Origin of the sequence: Streptomyces sp. NBC_00984, assembly GCF_045162475.1 — a bacterium.
In the GTDB taxonomy this organism is placed as follows: domain Bacteria; phylum Actinomycetota; class Actinomycetes; order Streptomycetales; family Streptomycetaceae; genus Streptomyces.
The window spans coordinates 726,915-743,217 of sequence record NZ_CP108735.1 but is presented as its reverse complement, the minus strand read 5'-3'; the positions used below and the strand labels follow the sequence as shown (position 1 = coordinate 743,217).

11 protein-coding genes are annotated in these 16,303 nt (G+C 70.4%); 5 read left to right on the top strand and 6 right to left on the bottom strand.

Going from position 1 to position 16,303, the window contains the following annotated elements; all coding sequences use genetic code 11:
* Positions 1–72 precede the first annotated feature (72 nt).
* From OG520_RS43540 to OG520_RS43525, 4 genes are all read right to left on the bottom strand, one after another.
* Entirely contained in the window at positions 73–6,999 is a 6,927-nt protein-coding gene (locus OG520_RS43540; RefSeq protein WP_331749249.1) for an SDR family oxidoreductase, read from the bottom strand.
* 610 nt (positions 7,000–7,609) lie between these two features.
* On the bottom strand, positions 7,610–8,416 hold the full coding sequence (locus OG520_RS43535) for a hypothetical protein (RefSeq protein ID WP_331749247.1): 807 nt from the start codon (positions 8,414–8,416) through the stop codon (positions 7,610–7,612).
* A gap of 247 nt (positions 8,417–8,663) precedes the next feature.
* On the bottom strand, positions 8,664–9,152 hold the full coding sequence (locus tag OG520_RS43530; protein WP_406016772.1) for a hypothetical protein: 489 nt from the start codon (positions 9,150–9,152) through the stop codon (positions 8,664–8,666).
* Positions 9,153–9,379: 227 nt separating this feature from the next.
* Positions 9,380–9,739, bottom strand: coding sequence for a hypothetical protein (locus OG520_RS43525; protein WP_331749243.1), 360 nt, complete (start codon positions 9,737–9,739; stop codon positions 9,380–9,382).
* A 692-nt stretch (positions 9,740–10,431) separates the two neighbouring features.
* On the opposite strand from OG520_RS43525, the gene OG520_RS43520 reads away from it, so the two are divergent.
* Both OG520_RS43520 and OG520_RS43515 read left to right on the top strand, forming a co-directional pair.
* Positions 10,432–11,055 carry a helicase associated domain-containing protein gene (locus OG520_RS43520; protein WP_331749239.1) on the top strand — a complete coding sequence of 208 codons (624 nt, stop codon included), beginning with the start codon at positions 10,432–10,434 and terminating at the stop codon, positions 11,053–11,055.
* A 355-nt stretch (positions 11,056–11,410) separates the two neighbouring features.
* Positions 11,411–11,587 carry a hypothetical protein gene (locus OG520_RS43515; RefSeq protein WP_331749238.1) on the top strand — a complete coding sequence of 59 codons (177 nt, stop codon included), beginning with the start codon at positions 11,411–11,413 and terminating at the stop codon, positions 11,585–11,587.
* A 127-nt stretch (positions 11,588–11,714) separates the two neighbouring features.
* On the opposite strand, the gene OG520_RS43510 is transcribed toward OG520_RS43515, so the two are convergent.
* Entirely contained in the window at positions 11,715–12,143 is a 429-nt protein-coding gene (locus OG520_RS43510) for a hypothetical protein (protein ID WP_331749236.1), read from the bottom strand.
* Between the two features lie 237 nt (positions 12,144–12,380).
* On the opposite strand from OG520_RS43510, the gene OG520_RS43505 reads away from it, so the two are divergent.
* Positions 12,381–12,590, top strand: a complete 210-nt coding sequence (locus tag OG520_RS43505) for a hypothetical protein (RefSeq protein ID WP_331749234.1) — start codon at positions 12,381–12,383, stop codon at positions 12,588–12,590.
* A gap of 77 nt (positions 12,591–12,667) precedes the next feature.
* Here the strand turns inward: OG520_RS43505 and ltrA are convergent, their stop codons facing one another.
* Positions 12,668–13,930 carry a group II intron reverse transcriptase/maturase gene (ltrA, locus tag OG520_RS43500; protein WP_331749232.1) on the bottom strand — a complete coding sequence of 421 codons (1,263 nt, stop codon included), beginning with the start codon at positions 13,928–13,930 and terminating at the stop codon, positions 12,668–12,670.
* A gap of 701 nt (positions 13,931–14,631) precedes the next feature.
* Between ltrA and OG520_RS43495 the strand changes: the two genes are divergently transcribed.
* Positions 14,632–15,702, top strand: coding sequence for a transposase domain-containing protein (locus tag OG520_RS43495; RefSeq protein ID WP_331749230.1), 1,071 nt, complete (start codon positions 14,632–14,634; stop codon positions 15,700–15,702).
* Entirely contained in the window at positions 15,660–16,211 is a 552-nt protein-coding gene (locus OG520_RS43490; protein ID WP_331749228.1) for a hypothetical protein, read from the top strand. Before OG520_RS43495 ends, OG520_RS43490 begins: the two co-directional genes overlap by 43 nt.
* The last annotated feature ends 92 nt before the right edge of the window (positions 16,212–16,303 follow it).

Below are 16,303 nucleotides of genomic sequence, written 5' to 3'. Positions count from 1 at the left end.
TGGCCACCGGCACCTGTCGTGCGGCCACGGCCTGCGTGCCCGGACCGTGCCGGGGCGGCGCCACCACGACCGTCACCAGCCCGAGGCAGTGTAGACGACGGCGGTGGCGGACTCCTCGCCCCAGGCGAGCTCCCGCAGCAGCGCCGCGGTCCCCTCCTCCGGGTCGATCAGCCGGATGCCGCGCCGGGCGTACTCCCGGGCCAGCTCGGCCCCGATCATGCCGCTGTGACCGGCCGAGGGTGCCCAGGGGCCCCAGTGCACGGTCACCGCCCGCCGGCCGGTGCGGGCGGCGAACGCCGCGCCGAGGGTCTCCAGCGCGTCGTTGGCGGCCGCGTAGTCCACCTGGCCGCGATTGCCCAAGACGGCCGATATCGAGCCGAACAGCACGGTGAACGCGGGCGGTGCGGGCAGTTCCTCCAATGCGGTGAGCAGGGCGTCGGCGCCCGTCGCCTTCGTGGCGTAGACACGCCGGAAGGACTCCGTGCTCTTCTCTGCGATGAGCCGGTCCTCGATCACACCGGCCGCGTGCACCACGCCGTCGAGCCGGCCGTGCTCGGCATGGATCTCCTTCACCGCCTGCAGTACCGCGTCCGGCTCGCGGAAGTCGACCGACCGGTAGCGGGCCCGGCCGCCCGAGGCGGTGATCTCGGTCAGGGTGGCCGTGATCTCCCGCTGGGCGAGCAGCAGCTCGGCGGCGCGATTGATCTCGGCCGGCTTCAGTCCGCCGCGGGCCGCGAGCGCGGCGCGCAGCTCGGCCGGGGTACGCGCGGACGCGGTGTCCGCGGCCTCCGGACCGTCCGGGGCGGGGGTGCGGCCGAGGAGTTCCAGACGGCAGCGTGCGGCGCCGGCGAGCACGGCGGCGAACTGTGCGGTGATGCCTCGTGCCCCTCCTGCCAGCAGCACCACGGAGTCCTGGTCCAGGCCGAGCGCGGTGGCTTCCGAGGTGCCCGCCCCGGCCGGTCCGGCGCCCGTGCTGCCGAGCACGCCGAGCGGCGCCGCCACCAGTTCGAACCCGTGCCGGCCTGCCGCCGTCCGCAGCACGACCGGTGTCCGGTCCGACGCGACGGCCTCGGCGACCACGGCCTCCGCGAGCGCGGACGGCGAGGAATCGGAAACCTCGATGATCCGGGCCACCATCTGCGGATACTCGCGCGCCACGGTCCGGAACAGACCTCGCAGCCCCGCGGTCCGGGGGTCGGGCACCTCACCGTCGGCGGGCCGGACGGCCAGCAGCCATCGCGGGGCGCGTGCCAGGGCGGCCTTCAGTACAGGGAACGAGGCGGGCAGCAAGGGCATTTCATCGGTGCCCGCGAGGGCCCCTGACCACAGCACGCCGTCCACCGGTCCGTCGGTCTCCGTCAGGACGTGGTCCCGGGCCCGTGCGGAGACCTCGGCTCCGTGGGACGCCAGGCGGGCGGCGACCTCGGGGGCGTCGCCGAGCAGGATCCAGCGGGTGCCCGTGAGAACGGACGACGGGTCGGTGCCGGCGTCGGCCCGCTCGTCGAGGAGGACCGGGCGCAGGAGGTGCCGTCCGGGGGGTTCGGCGGTGACGGCGTCCGGTCCGGGCTCCACCACCACCGGAGCGGGCTCCGCCTCCGCCGGGGCGGCGGGCCGCTCGGCCGGTCCGCCCATTCGCGCGGTCAGCCAGTCGGTCACCGCGGCGGCCGTCCGCGCCTTCGCCAGCTCCTCCAGCGCGGCGTCGTTCAGCGCGGCGAGGTCGGTGCCGGCACCGGCACCCAGGCGCCGGGCCAGTTCGCCCGCGATCTCCGCCCGCTTGATGGAGTCGATGCTGAGGTCCGCCTCCAGGTCGAGGTCGGGCTCGATCATGTCGACGGGGTAGCCGGTGCGCTCGCTGATGATTTCCAGAACGACCCGCTGGACATCGGCCGGACCGGCGGGCTGCGCGGCTGCCGGCTCCACGGCGGTGGCCGGCGTGCCCCGTTCCGGGTCCTTCATCGACGGCTGCGTCGGGGGAAGTTGCGGCACGGCCTGGATCACCTGCGGGGCCGCCGGGGACGGGACGGGCCGCGCGCCCGGGGCGGATCCGAGGTAGGTGAGCAGAACGTCCCGTTGGGCGGCGATCATCTCCCGGCTGGTGCGCAGGAATTCGGAGATGAGCGTGTCCTGGTCGGACGGTGCGCTGTGCGGGGAATTCGTCGTCACAGTCGTCTCCAGGGTCTCCGTGACTCGTCGGGCCGGTGCGAGCGCACCGGTGAGGAGGGCGCCGTCGGCGGTGCGGACCAGTTGTCCGTCGACCGTCCATCCGGGAAGCTTCGGCGCCGGGGTACGTGCCGCGTCCACCGCGTTCCGGCCTCGCAGCAGCCACCCGGCGCGCACCGGCAGCCCCGCGACGGCGAGCTCGGCCAGGGCGTCGAGCCAGCCGCGCAGGCCGCTGCCCGGCCGGGGTTCGCAGGCCACCGTGCGGTGCGGGCGGTCGCCGAGGATCTGCCCGACCAGCCGGGTCAGGACCGAGCCGGGGCCGGCTTCGACGAAGATGCGGGCTCCGGCCTCGTACATCGCCTCGATCTGCTCGACGAAGGCGACCGGGGCACCGATCTGGGCGGCGAGCTCGGCCCGTACCGCGTCACCGTCGGCGGCGTACGGGATGGCCGTGCGATTGGACCACACGGGGAATTCGGGCGCGTGCACCGGCCGGGCCGCGAGCGCCTCGGCGAACCGGTCGGTGGCGGCGGCGACCAGCGGGCTGTGGAACGCGCAGGCGACGGGGATGCGCTTGGCACCGTGGCCGGCCTCGCGCAGCAGCCGGACGGCCTCGTCGACGGCGTCCGTCGGTCCCGAGATCACCGTCTGGCCGGGCGAGTTGCGATTGGCGACGACCACACTGTCCGGCACGGACGCCGCCTTGAGTGCCTGCGCCACGTCCTCGGCGCCGGCCGAGACCGCGGCCATGGTCCCGGGGTCGCCCGCGTCGCCTTGGGCGGACTGCGCGGCCCGAAGGATCGCCGCCGCTCGCTCCGCGCTCAGTTCCAGCAGCGTCTCGGGGGTCAATGCGCCGGCCGCGCACAGTGCCACCAGCTCGCCGTAGCTGTGCCCGGCGGCCATGTCCGGCTGCACGCCGGCCGCGGTGAGCACGGCGTGCGCGGCGAGTCCCGTGACACCGAGGGCGGGCTGTGCCACCCGGGTGTCGGTGAGCGCGGCCCGTTGCCTCTCGCGTTCGGCGTCGTCGAAGGCGGTGGGCGGATACAGGGTGTCGGCGTGGGCGCGGGCGAGTTCCAGATAGGGGCGCAGCTCTGGGAAGGCGACGAACAGGTCGGCGAGCATGCCGGTGCGCTGGCTGCCCTGGCCGGGGAAGAGGAATGCCACCTTGGCGCCGTCCGATTCGCCGGCACCGGCCCGGTGGATGCCGCGTGCCGGAGCGTGCGCGGCGGGGTCGACGGGGTCGGCCAGGGCCCGCCGCACCTTCTCGGCCAGGTCGTCCACGTCCGTCGCCACGATGGCGACCTGGGCCGGGTCCCCGCTCGCGTCCGACCGCCGGGCCGCGCTCAGCGCGAGGTCCTGAAGCCGCCACGACCGGCCCTCGGACTGAGCGGCTGCCAGGAGTTCCTCCATCGCCCGGCGGGCCGCGGCCTCGTCCCGGCCGCGGAACACGAACAGTTCGGTCGGCCAGGCGTCCAGTCCCCGCACGGGCTGTACGCCACCGGCGTGGGCGGCCAGCACCACGTGGAAGTTGGTCCCGCCGAAGCCGAACGCGCTCACTCCGGCGATCCGTTCCTCCGCGGGTGCCGCCCATGGCCGAGCCTCGGCGTGGAAGGCGAAGGGGCTGCTGTCCGCCTCCCACGCCGGGTTGGGATTCTCGACGTGCAAGGTGGGCGGCCGGACTCCGGTGTACAGCGCCAGCAGCGTTTTGATCATTCCGGCGAGACCGGCGGCGCACTTGGTGTGGCCGATCTGCGACTTCACCGAACCGAGGGCGCAGCCGCCCGGTTCCGCCCCGGCCTCGGTGAACACCTCGCTGAGAATGCGCAGTTCGGTGCGGTCGCCGACGACCGTCCCGGTGCCGTGCGCCTCGACGAGACCGACTTTTGCCGGTGAGACGCCGGCGTTTCGATAGGCGCGCTCCAGAGCCGAGCGCTGGCCCTCGGGCCTGGGCGCGGTCAGACCGAGTGAGCGGCCGTCGCTGGAGGAGCCCAGGCCCTTGATGACGCCGTAGATCCGGTCGCCGTCCCGCTCGGCGTCCGCGAGCCGCTTGAGGACGACGCAGGCGATGCCCTCGCCGAGCGCGATGCCGTCAGCCGAGCCGTCGAAGGCGCGTGAGCGGCCGGTGGGAGACAGGGCGTGCACGGAGGAGAACAGGACATAGTCGTTGATTCCGTTGTGCAGGTCGGCGCCACCGCACAACACCACGTCGGAGGTGCCGCCGGCCAGCTCCTTGCAGGCGACGTCCACCGCGGCCAGCGACGAGGCGCAGGCGGCGTCGACGGTGTAGTTGGCGCCGCCGAGATCGAGCCGGTTGGCGATCCTGCCCGAGATGACGTTGGCGAGCATGCCGGGGAAGGAGTCCTCGGTGAGTCCCGGGAGTTGCTCATCCAGACCCGCGGGGACGCGGCCGTAGTACGAGGGCAGCACCGCCCGGAGCGTGGCCGCGTTCGACAGATCGCTGCCCGCCTCGGCGCCGAACACCACGGAAGTGCGTGAGCGGTCGAACTTCCGCCCCCCGTCGCCGTATCCGGCGTCCTCCAGAGCGCGCCGGGCGGCCTCCAGGGACAGCAGCTGCACCGGTTCCGTGCTGCCGAGAGACGTCGGCGGGATGCCGTAGCGCAGCGGGTCGAAGGGGATGCGGGGCAGGAAGCCGCCCCACTTGGAGGGGGTCGACTCGCCATGGTGGACGGCCGGGTCCCAGCGCTCGGGCGGGACCTCGCTCACCGCGTCCACTCCGGCGACCACATTCGCCCAGAAGGCGGTCAGGTCGGGCGCCTGCGGGAACATGCACGCCATGCCGACCACGGCGACGTCGAGCGGAGCGGGCGCGACCGGCTCCCGCACCTCGTTCGCCGGGGCCGACTGCGCCGTCCGCAGGGCGAGATGCTCGGCGGCTCCCGTGGTCACCGACTCGTGCAGTGCCGCGACGGTCGTGGTCGCCGAGCGCAGCACGGCCACCTCGCCGGCCATGAACATTCCCTCGGCGAGCTGGCGCCGCTCGTCGACCGGAGAGAGGCAGCCGTCGGCGGATCGGTCGACGCCCTTGCTGGCGATGCGCAGCCGGCCGACGTTGAGCCTCTCCAGCTCCTCCCAGATCCGCCGGTCCGGCACGCCCTCGGCGCGCAGCCGGGCCTCCTGGTCGCGGTAGCCGGCGGTGAACGGGCTCGGTACGCACCGCGTCGCGTGGCCCGGCGCCGACTCCAGCAGCGTGGTGCGCTCGGCCTCCAGGACCTGCTGCTGGAAGAGCGGCCGGACCGCCCCGCGGGAAACAGCCTCCTCGGTGAACAGATACGCGGTACCCATCAGCACACCGACGGCCGCGCCGCGCGCGGTCAGCGGCGCGGCCAGAGCGGCGACCATCGCCGCCGACCGCTCGTCGTGCACGCCGCCCGCGAAGAACACCTCGAGGTCCGCGGCCTCGTGACTCTCCAGGAAATCCTCCAGGACGGCCAGTTGGGCCTCCCAGAGCGCGAAACTGCCGCGCGGCCCCACATGCCCGCCGCACTCCGAGCCCTCGAACACGAACCGGCGCGCCCCGGCCTGGAGGAACTGCCGCAACAACCCCGGTGAGGGCACGTGCAGAAACGTCCGGATGCCGTCCTGCTCCAGGGCCTGCGCCTGGGACGGCCGCCCACCGGCGATGATCGCGTGGGTCGGCCGCATCTCCCGTACGGCCTCCAGCTGGGCCGTACGCACGTCCTCCGGCGCGAAGCCGAGGACTCCCACGCCCCAGGGCCGGCCGGCCACCGCGTCCCGGGTCTCGGTCAGCATCGTCCGCGTCCGCGTGCCGTCCGCCAGCGCCAGGGCGAGGAAGGGCAGTGCTCCGTCGGCTGCCACCGCCGCGGCGAAAGCGGGTCCGTCGCTCACTCTTGTCATCGGCCCCTGCGCGACGGGGAGCCGGGTGCCGAGCGCCAGGCTCATCGGCGATCCGGGCCGCAGAGCCCGTGCTGCCGTGTCGTCCCGGACGGCACCGAGCACCGCTTCCCGCAGCGCGCGCACCGTTCGGCGCACATCGCCCCACCGCTCCGCGAACAGGGTGGCGAGGAAGCCGTCCTGGCCCACCGGGAGCAGTTGGGTACGCAGATCCCGCCCGCCCAGAAGCGCCGCCACCTCCTGCGGTCCGGCACCCTCCGCGAGGCGCGGGACGTCCGGGCCTCGCCGCAGCAGGAAACGGTGACCGGCCCGGACGACGGTTTCCGAGCCGTCGCTGGTGCGCAGCACCGCGGCGACCGGTTCGGGCAACGCCGACTCGGCGAGCAGCGCGAGTTGGCCGTCGAGGACGACGCCGGCCGCTCCGCCGGCCACCGCGGCGGCGGCCGTTCGAGGGCCGATGCCGCCACTCGCCCACACGGGCCGGGTCACCTCGGGCGCGGCGAGCAGTCGCTGGAGCAGGACGAAGGTGCTCAACTCGCCGATCCGGCCGCCGCACTCGGTGCCGCGAGCGATCAGGCCGTGCGCCCCGGCGCGTAGCGCATCCCGTGCGCCCTCCAGGTCGGTGACCTCGACGAGGACGCGGAAGCGCGCCGCGAGCGCGGCGATCGTCCAGGCCGCGCCCGATTCCCCGGCCGCCGCTGCGACCGCGAGAACCACGGTGTGCGGACCGTCCGGAGCCAGGTCGGCCGGGGTGAGCCGGCAGTGCACGTCGACCCGGACGCCGAACCTGCCCGAAGCCGTGCGCTGCAGTTGAGCGAGGGCCTCGCGGGATCTCCGGTCGCCGGCCCCGAGGTCGAGCACACCGAGACCACCGGCCCGGCCGACGGCCACGGTGAGCCCGGCATCGGGCTCACCGTACGGAGTAATGCCGATGATCATTTCTTCGGAACGCACAGCGGAGTTCATCATTCTCCGAATCAAGGGTGAGACTGCACGGTGGGGGGGTTCTGTACAGAAACAGACACGGCGGCTCACCGGCTTCCTGCAGGGAAAAGCCCACCGCGGAACGCCGATATGAAGCGTGTGTTCGAAGCGGATTGAAAGGTAGTGGCGTGGTTACTCACCGGTCAAGGTGCGAGAGAGTGATCGGCAACCGACTTTTTCGACCCCGTCGGTCGCGAGTGGAAGGCATGGCCGGAGGGAAACGGCTGAATCCTTTTCCGACGAGGCATCGTTCACCTGGGCTGTTGCAACTCCCTTTACTCGGATGCCAGTTGGGGATTGGCTGATTGGGGTGCACAACAGACCGGGAACGAGCCTGGCGGTCATTTTGAGGGCTGCCGATGAGGCGCCTCGGACCGAGCGATGGGTGCCCCCACCGACCGGTCCTCGGACCGAGCGATGGGTGCCCCCACCGACCGGCCGGCAGTCAGAATGGCGGACTCGCGCGGCTATGCCTGCGGAAATCGTCTGCCCGGGACGAAGAACCCCCTGGTGTCGCACTCGGACCGGAAGCGCGCTCTTCCAGGGGTACGGAAAGAGGCGCCTGACCTGACACAAGGGCAGCCTCCATTCCTCACCCGCGCTTGTTGAGGATGTCGTTGATCCGTGCCCCCTCGTCGGGGGTGATCCGTCCGTGCGGCAGTTCGATGCCGAGGGTCTCCGCCAGTGGCCGCTGATGGATGTCGACCGCCGCCTCCACGAGGTCGGCGAGCACGGCCCCCGACGAGCGGCCCCGCACCTGCCCGATGGCCACCGCGACCAGGCCGACCAGCACGGACGGCCACCAGAAGGCACCCAGCAGCAGGTAGAGCATCCCCCACGCGGTGACTTCCGTGGCCGCCCGGTAGCGGGTGGTGGCGTCACGGATCGCGGCGGTCGCGGTGTCGGGGAGCAGCAGCCACAGCCGTGGCCAGGCGAGGGCCACGGCCAGGCCGTATTGCGCGTCGACGCGCTGGTCGACGAGGCGGAAGCGGTCGCCGATGGCAGTGGCACGCGCGGGCAGGTATCGCGCCGGCAGGGTGTGCCCGCGTCGGGCCTGCGCGCCCTGGGCCCTGCGCCGCCGCCGGGCCACCCACCGGGCGGGACGGCGGGAGACCCACGCCCGTCGTACGCCCGCGGCAGCCCCCTGTACGGCCAGTCCGGCACCCGTCGCACCGAGCAGCGCCCCGGCCACCGCAAGCAGCACAGCCGCAGGCCGACCCGCCAGCTGCTGCCCGAGCCTGCGTACCGCGTCCTCCAGACGCCCAGTGTCCAGCGCGTGCGGATGGCCGAGCCACCAGCCGCACATCGCGGCGGCCACGAACAACGCGCCGGGCAGCACCAGCGCGCTGAGCCAGCGGTCGGCGAGCTTCCGGCCGACCTCCGTGAGCAGGCTGTTCACAGCGACCTGAAGACCATTGGCGCTTCATCGATGACGCAGCGCGGCTCGCGGCCGTCCTCGTCCGCACCGGCGCGGCGCCCGCACCGGCCGCCCGGACAGCGGTAGGTGCCGCGCACGGTGACGGCGTCGAGCCCGAAGACGTCCAGGCTTTCGGGGTGGCCGTCCGCCGGGCGGCCGACCGACTTGTCACCACGGGCCGCCTACGTCTCTTGCGGATCTTGCTGTGAGGCCCCGTCGGGCGGGCGGATCACATAGTGCCGAAGAACCGCGTCCACCAAGTGGGCTGCGCTGCGAAGTACTCCAGCGCGCTGGGGCCCTCGTAGTCGCTCTCCAGTAGTTCCTCGGGGACGCTCACGTAGCCGAGTTCGGCCAGCGCCCGCTCCACGGTGGCGAGGTCGGTGAGGTCCAGTACCCCCTCCTCGCGGGCCTCTTCCGTACCGAGGAAGGCCCCCGGGTTGTCGGCGCAGACCTCAGCGAGGGAGCCGAATTTGCTCACGCAGACCACGATCCGTGTCCCGCAGATCGTCGCTTCGGCCGGCACGCGGACCCGCCCGTACTCGCTGGAGTCCTGTGTGTCCTGCTCGAACTCGCACTGGACCCCGAAGTCCGCGTCGAGCCGGCGCACCAGCCCGCCGAACGCGAGGCTGGCCGCAGCGCGGTCGTAGTTCAGCGGCCCCTCCAGCCGCTCGGGGTCGTCGAGTTCACGCAGGAGGGCCAGCAGTTCCGTCTCACTCATCGCCATCCGCCCATCCTGCCGTCCGGCTGGTGGGAACAGAGAGGCGGGGAAAGCAGCGACAAGATCCGAAAGGGACGGCCTACCGCTGCCTGCGACGATGCGCTGGTGAGCTATGACAGGCACGTACGCACTCCACCGCTCACCTGCGGCCGGTCGGGTCTCCCCCAGACCCACGTACGCCCGGCTCTGCGACTGCCCCACTACGCCGGGGCAGTCGCAGAGCCGCCTCATATCCCGGTGGTTTGCGGCTCAGGCCGGCGACCCCTGTTGGACACCACGGCGCAGACCGCGAAGGTCACACCGAGCAGACCGAAGATGACCGCCAAGTTGCCCTTCGCCTGGATGTCGGCCTGCCGTGCTGCGGTCTCCCTTTCCCAGAGCGCCGCACCCTGTTGATTGGCCGACTGGTACTCGAAGAGGCACTTCATGTACGGCTGAGTGGGGGCGGCGTCGCGATCTGCTTCGCAGCGGGGGTCCTCGAAAAGAATCGACGTGCCGCCGTGTTCGCCCGGTGGCTCATCTGCCACCTTGGAGGCCGCGTCCAACGCGACCGCCGACAAGATCACCGCCGTGATCATGCTGATCATGGCCACGACGATGCACAAGACGGCTCCGGCACTACGCCCTTGGGATGTCATGCCCTGGAGAGTAACGACACGCGTAAACCACCGCCCCACCAACCGCACTTACTGACCAGTTCGCCGGATGCACCCGACTCATCCCTGCCAGCGCCACGCCCGACGAGCACCTCATCAGCTCCAGGCACGGGACTGGAACAGGAGTCCAGCATCGACCTCAACCGCAGGTCATTCCGCAGGTTCTGACAGCCGGACTTACCAGCATCGACCCGACCGAGCTTCAGCGCCTGGTCCTCGCCGCCGTCGCCCCGTACATCGACCGACCCGTCCTCGCCGACCGGATCACGGAGGAAGAACGACAGCGGAGACAACTCAGGGCCTTCGCCGAGGAGTGGCCCCGGAACCACCCGCGCGGCCGTGAGTGACTCCCGAAACCGTCGGCAAACTCCCGTTCCCGTGTACAAAGCCAGGGGCGGGGTCGGCGGGTACCCGCTCGGGCAGTGGATCGCCGATCAACGCCGCGCCTACACGGCCGGAACACTGGAGGCCGGACGGGGCGCCGAGCCGGAGAAGCCCGGGATGGTGTGGTCCGAACAGGACGCGGCCTGGGCGGACGGGCTCTCCGTCGCCATGCCGTACGCCGCTGCCCACGGCCACTTCCTCCCCCGGCTACCGCGACGTGGGAGGGGCACCCCATTGAGGTGTGGGCGAAGAACGCCCGCGCGGCAGCCCGCAGGGCGCGGGAGAACGAGGAGCTGCGGGCGGCTGGCCTCCCCGTCTCCCCGGCGGCCGGCGCGATGACCGAGGTGCGGCGGGACGAGCTGGACGCGGTCGATCCGGGGTGGTGCCCGGTATGGGACACCGGGTGGCAGCGCTGCTACCGGCTCGTCCAGATCCACGTCCAGGCCGGCGGAACCCTCCCGGAGACTGCGGCGACGTCGTCGTCCAGGGCGAAGACCTCGGACGCTGGGTCACGGCGCAGCGGTTCAGGTGGGAGCAGCTCCTGCCTTGTGCAGCAGTGGATCCTGGAGAACACGCTCAAGGTCACACCGGCCGAGGAGGATGAGCGGCCGGTGAAGCAGACGCAGGATGCGAAGTGGGCGGCCAGCCTCTCGGCGGCGCGGCAGTTCCACGCCCGTGAAGGACACCTACGGGTGCCTCGGAAGCACATCGAGCAGTTGGACGGCCCGACAGGCCGTCAGGGCGGCGCTGACGAGAGTGTGGTGGTCAAGCTCGGCACCTGGCTCGACAACGTCCGCAAACGCGCCGCCAAGCTCCCCGAACAACGCCGAACCGACCTCGATCAGCTCGACATGCGCTGGTAGACGGCCGGAGCACAGACGCCCAGAGGGGCCGGATCCGATGGGGATCCGGGCCCCTTTGGCGTCTGTTCACCGCGTCGCGGTGAACACCGGGCACCGGGGCACCGGTGCGCGGCTCCGCCGTCGCGCGAGAGGGAGTGGCCGACCGCGGCGCCGGGGGTCGGGAGATTGCTGCGGTGTCCTCGGGTCGCCGGTCATACGTTATCGCCCAACCCGCGAGGGAATAAGAGTATTTGACCGTGGTGCGCCTTTTTATTTCGTATTCTCCGGATATGCGTCCATACATTGCGATCGAGATCGATGGTGTGTCGACCTGGACGACGAGGAGATCGAGCGGGCCGTCCAGCTCACCGACACCATGGGCTCCGACGACATCTCCGGCTTCCGGGACGAGTACCGCGACGCCCTGGAAGAACTGATCAAAGCAAAAGCGGAAGGCACCGATCTCCCGGAGCCGGCCGAAGGCGAGAAGAAGGAGTCCGGGAAGGTCGTCGACCTGATGGCCGCCCTGAACGCCTCCGTCAAGGCAGCCTGAAAATCGCGCGGCGCGCATGGTGACCAGGACACCACCGTGCACACGATGCCGCCACGCAAGAAGCCCACGCCGAAGAAGGCGGCACGTCGCACCGGAAGCTCCCGGTGCGACGGAGACTCCGTCGCCGTCAGGGCGCGGCCGCGCGCGCCGCCTCCAGTTCGGCCACCAGCCGCACAACCCGCTTGTTCCGGGCTCGGCCAAAACTGTGGCCCGACAGCATGTGCAGTTGGTCCGTCCCGCCGGAGACCAGCACCAGCTCCGGGACGTCGGACGAGTAGACCGTGCTCGGCAGGACGGCCACCCGAACCTCCCGGATGTCCGCCCACGCGTGGGAGCGTGCGTTGAGCAGCCCGGAGTATCGCAGCCCGTCCGGCCCGTAGCGGACGCCGAACACCGGTGCGCGGAACGTCAGCACCACACCCGGCACGCCCAGGATGACGACCGGGATCAGGTGGACCACATGGCTCACGCCCGCCGCCATTACGACGGCGAGCAGCAGGCATGCGCCGCCCATCAGGAAGTAGCCGATCGCCCAGAGGGGGCGCCTCTTCCGCATGTCTGCCCCCAGTTCCGTGGCGCGCGGCGTCGTCCGAGGTCCAGGACCGCCGCGATCGCCCGTGGATCAGCTTACGAACGGCGGTCCGCACCGCCAAGGGCAGGCACCGGCGAGATCTGCGGCTCCCGGTCCCGCCGCGGCTTCAAGAGTGGGGCCGGCGGAGTCTTCGGCGTGTCCGTGTGGTGCGGGCCGGCTGGGTTGCGGGCGGTTCGTTGACAGCCTGGTCGGGGTGGTGCAGTGACCGAGTCCGGGTTCACGCTCAGGTCGACCAGGAGGCCGCGGTCGACGAACCGCCGCGCCACGGCCACCCGCGCCTTCCTCCACGACCTCGCCACCGGATGGGACGGCAGCAGAATCCTGGTGATCGCCCACTTGGCCAACCGATGGGCACTCGGCCATCTGCTCACCGGAACACCGCTGGAAGAACGGGCCTTGACCGCCGAGTAGCCGAGGGGATTCTCACCCCTCGGCCCTCACAGATCCGTACGTGACGATCTCTCGTCATACGGCTCTTGTCGTTCTGGTCACCAGACGCGGGGGGCATGGGTGGTCCAGACCCAGTGGGCGAAGAACCGGGGTCGCCGTGCGACGGCCTGGTTCCACGCCGTTTGGGCTTTCTTCCTGCCCCGCAGCCGTTTGAACTTCTTGCGCATCCACCGCATCACGTAGGCGTTGACGCGTTCCAGGAGGGGATAGAGGGCCGACTGGCAGAAGGCCCCGTAGTACGCCATCCACCCGCGAATGATCGGGTTGATGAACCGTGCGAGATCCGCTTCGGTCAGGCTGGTGCGGTGGTGCAGCCGCCAGGACCGCACCTCGGAACTGATCCTGCGCAGGGCTTCCCCGCTGATGGCGGGGAGGAACGACCGGAACATCTGGCCGTCCTTGCGCACCGCGGAGCGGGTGCGGAAGGTGAACCCCAGGAAGGTGAACTCGGTGTGCTCGTACGAGGCACGCCGGTTGGCATCCTGGCAGTACACGATCCGTGTCTTCTCCGGGTGCAGCTCAAGCCCCACCTCGGCCATCCGCTTCTCGATCGCCGCGAGCACGAAGCATGCCTGGCGTTCGCTGACGCAGTGGACCACCGCGTCGTCCACGTACCGTTCGAACCCGATGGCGGGGAAGTTCCGCGCCATCCAGGCGTCGAAGGCGTAGTGGAGGAAGAGGTTGGCGAGGACCGGCGAAACCGATGAGCCCTGGGGCGTCCCCCGGTCCCGCTCGCGCCGTGTCCCGTCGGGCAGTTGCAGCGGTGCGGCGAGCCAGCGTCGCACATACAGCAGGACCCAGGACTGGGACGGATCAGTGTGGGCGGCGACCGCCTTGAGGACCAGGTCCCACGGAACGCTGTCGAAGAATGCGCGGATATCCAGGTCGATGACCCAGTCCGCCTTCCAGCAGCGCTCTCGGCACCGGCCCACAGCATCAATCGCCGACCGCCCAGGACGGTAACCGTAGGAGTCGGGATGAAAGACCGGCTCGGCCTTGGCCTCCAGCACCCCGGCAACCACCGTCTGGGCTATACGATCCCCGATCGTGGGCACGCCCAATATCCGGACGCCCCCTTTCTTGGGGATCTCCACCGCACGCACCGGAGGCGGAAAATAGGTGCCGGAGGAGAGACGATTCCAGATCTTGTATAGATTGTTCTTAAGATCCTTCTCAAATTCTTCCATCGACACCGCATCCACGCCCGCTGCGCCCTTATTCGACCTGACTTTCTCGTACGCCTCCCAGACGGACTGCTTGGAAATATTGAACGGCTTGCCTGACGCTTTCAACTCGTTCACGCGACTCCTCCCGGGTAACGCCCGGTTGATCGAATAAACACAGTCACGAACGACCCGGCCCCTTCGCTCCGCCCCCGTTACAGGGGTTTCATCACTACTACGAGCCGGTCCGCCGGCGTACTTGGCGTCGGTACTCAGTCCCTCACGGCTTCGGACCGCCCGGGACGCTCCCTCTCTCCCCGCTCACCAGCGGAGACGTATCCAAGCCCGCCTTCTCCTGTTCCGTACGAAGGCCGCAGACCGGGCTCGCGTCGCCTGCATGCCGGACACCGCCTGGCCAATAAACGGGCACCCGCCAGACTCATCCCGGGACTGCCTTGACACCCCGGTTCTGATGTCAACTCTACTTTTCGACACGTCAGCAGCGATTCGCTTGCGCTCGCCTTCCCGATCCCCACCTGACGTCTCAATGGACGCCTTTTCCTCATCGTTCACCACGGCAGTCTTCAGCTAGCGCAGCATGAGGTGGTTTAAATTCTCCCCCCGCAGGGCGAATTTGAAGGGCCATACCTTCATCCTCCGTACAGCATCGCTACAAGAAGAGTTCCTACATGCTTCTTCCTTTCACGTTCAGGACACAACAAGGCCGGGTAGTTAACGTTTTCGCAGGTCACACAAGCCCGTTGAAGAATATTACGTGGAGCAACGAAGCTCGTTGGTACAGGCAGTCGTCCAAGACAGCTTGTATCCGAGGAGCTCCGTTGCCGTTTCATCATGTCCTGTCGGCCCCGGTGGTGGCCATCACCCGTACGGTCACGGTGGCCGCGGGCCGGTTCGCGCCCGGTCATCTGGGGGAGCTGACGGCCGTTGTGCCGTTCGAGCTGGTCGACGCGGTCTTGTTGGAGACGCGGTCGGTGCAGCGGCGGCTGCGGGATCTCCCGTCGCGGGTGGGGGTCTACTTCCTGCTCGCGATGTGCCTGTTCCCCGAGGTCGGCTACCGGCTGGTCTGGGACAAGCTGACCGCTGGCCTGGCCGGGATGCCGGTGGTCTGTCCGACGCCGAAGGCTCTGCGTGATCTGCGCCGCCGGCTGGGATACGCGCCGGTCAGGGCGCTGTTCGAGGTACTCGCCGGGCCACTGGCCCAGCCGATGACGCCGGGGGTGCGGTTCGGTCCGTTTCGGACGGTGTCGTTCGACGGCTGCAGTTCGCAGAAGGTCGCCGACTCCGAGCGGAACAGGGTCTGGCTGGGGCGGACGTCTCATCACGGCTATCCGACAATGGAGTTGATGACGCTGGTCGAGACGGGGACCAGGGCGCTTATCGGCGCGGTGTTCGGACCGCCCGCCGGCGGCGAGACCGGTTACGCCTCCCGGCTGTTGCATCTGCTGCGGCCGGACATGCTGGTCCTATGGGACAAGGGTTTCGACGGCAATGGCTTCCTCGCCGCCGTGAGGGCGACCGGCGCCCAGGTACTGGGCCGGCTCCGCGCCAACCGTCGTGCCCCGGTCCTGACACGTCTGGCCGACGGTTCGTACCTGTCGGTGATCGGCACCGAGAAAGTACGTGTCATCGACGCGAACATCACGGTGACCTGCGCGGACGGCACCGTCTTCACCGGTTCCTACCGCCTGGTCACCACCCTGACCGACGCCCGGCGTTACCCGGCGGCCACGCTGGCGGGCCTCTACCACCAGCGGTGGGAACACGAATCGGCGTACTACGCGCTCCGCCACACCATCATGGACGGGCGCGTCCTGCGCTCGGGCGACCCGGCCGTGCCGAGCAGGAAATGTGGGCTCTGCTCACGCTCTACCAGGCCCTGCGGATTGTGATGGTCGAGGCCGCCGAGTCCCAGCCCGGCACCGACCCGGACCGCTGTTGCTTCACCGTCGCCGTCCAGACCGCCCGTGATCAGGTCGTCCAGGCCGCCGGCGTCCTCCCCACCGACCCCGCGGCCGTCCATTGCGCCGGACTGATCGGGGACCGGATCCTGACCCGTCTCCTCCCACCCCGGCGGCAGCGGGTCAGCACCCGCAAGGTCAAGTCACCGATGTCCCGCTACAGCACCCGCCACGACGACGGCAGGCCCGATACCAGCCGCACCATCACCGGTCTCGACATCAGTGTCCTCGAGCCCTGCGAAGCGCACCCCCAGCTCCCCGCCGTCTCCCGCGACGACCGGCACACCGCCCCCGCCGATCGCCGCCGCCACCGGATCCTGGCTCTGCTCGAAGAAGACCCCACCCGCCTTTGGCGCCCCCGCGACATCGCCTCCCACTTCGGCGACATCACCATGGAAACCATCGCAGCTCAACGGGATAGGAGGAGGGACGTGCCATGACTCAATCCTTTCACGGAATCGAGTTGAGGTTCCCCCGAGATGCGGGGATGGGTGACAGAGGGTCAGATGGGTCTCATGAGAGGAGCCCAGAC

Bases quoted from the DNA above. Each gene is read 5' to 3' on its own strand.
- OG520_RS43510 (WP_331749236.1), bottom strand. From the start codon at position 12,143: ATGCGGAAGAGGCGCCCCCTCTGGGCGATCGGCTACTTCCTGATGGGC.
- OG520_RS43530 (WP_406016772.1), bottom strand. From the start codon at position 9,152: ATGAGTGAGACGGAACTGCTGGCCCTCCTGCGTGAACTCGACGACCCC.
- OG520_RS43490 (WP_331749228.1), top strand. From the start codon at position 15,660: ATGTGGGCTCTGCTCACGCTCTACCAGGCCCTGCGGATTGTGATGGTC.
- OG520_RS43515 (WP_331749238.1), top strand. From the start codon at position 11,411: ATGGGCTCCGACGACATCTCCGGCTTCCGGGACGAGTACCGCGACGCC.
- OG520_RS43540 (WP_331749249.1), bottom strand. From the start codon at position 6,999: ATGAACTCCGCTGTGCGTTCCGAAGAAATGATCATCGGCATTACTCCG.
- OG520_RS43525 (WP_331749243.1), bottom strand. From the start codon at position 9,739: ATGATCAGCATGATCACGGCGGTGATCTTGTCGGCGGTCGCGTTGGAC.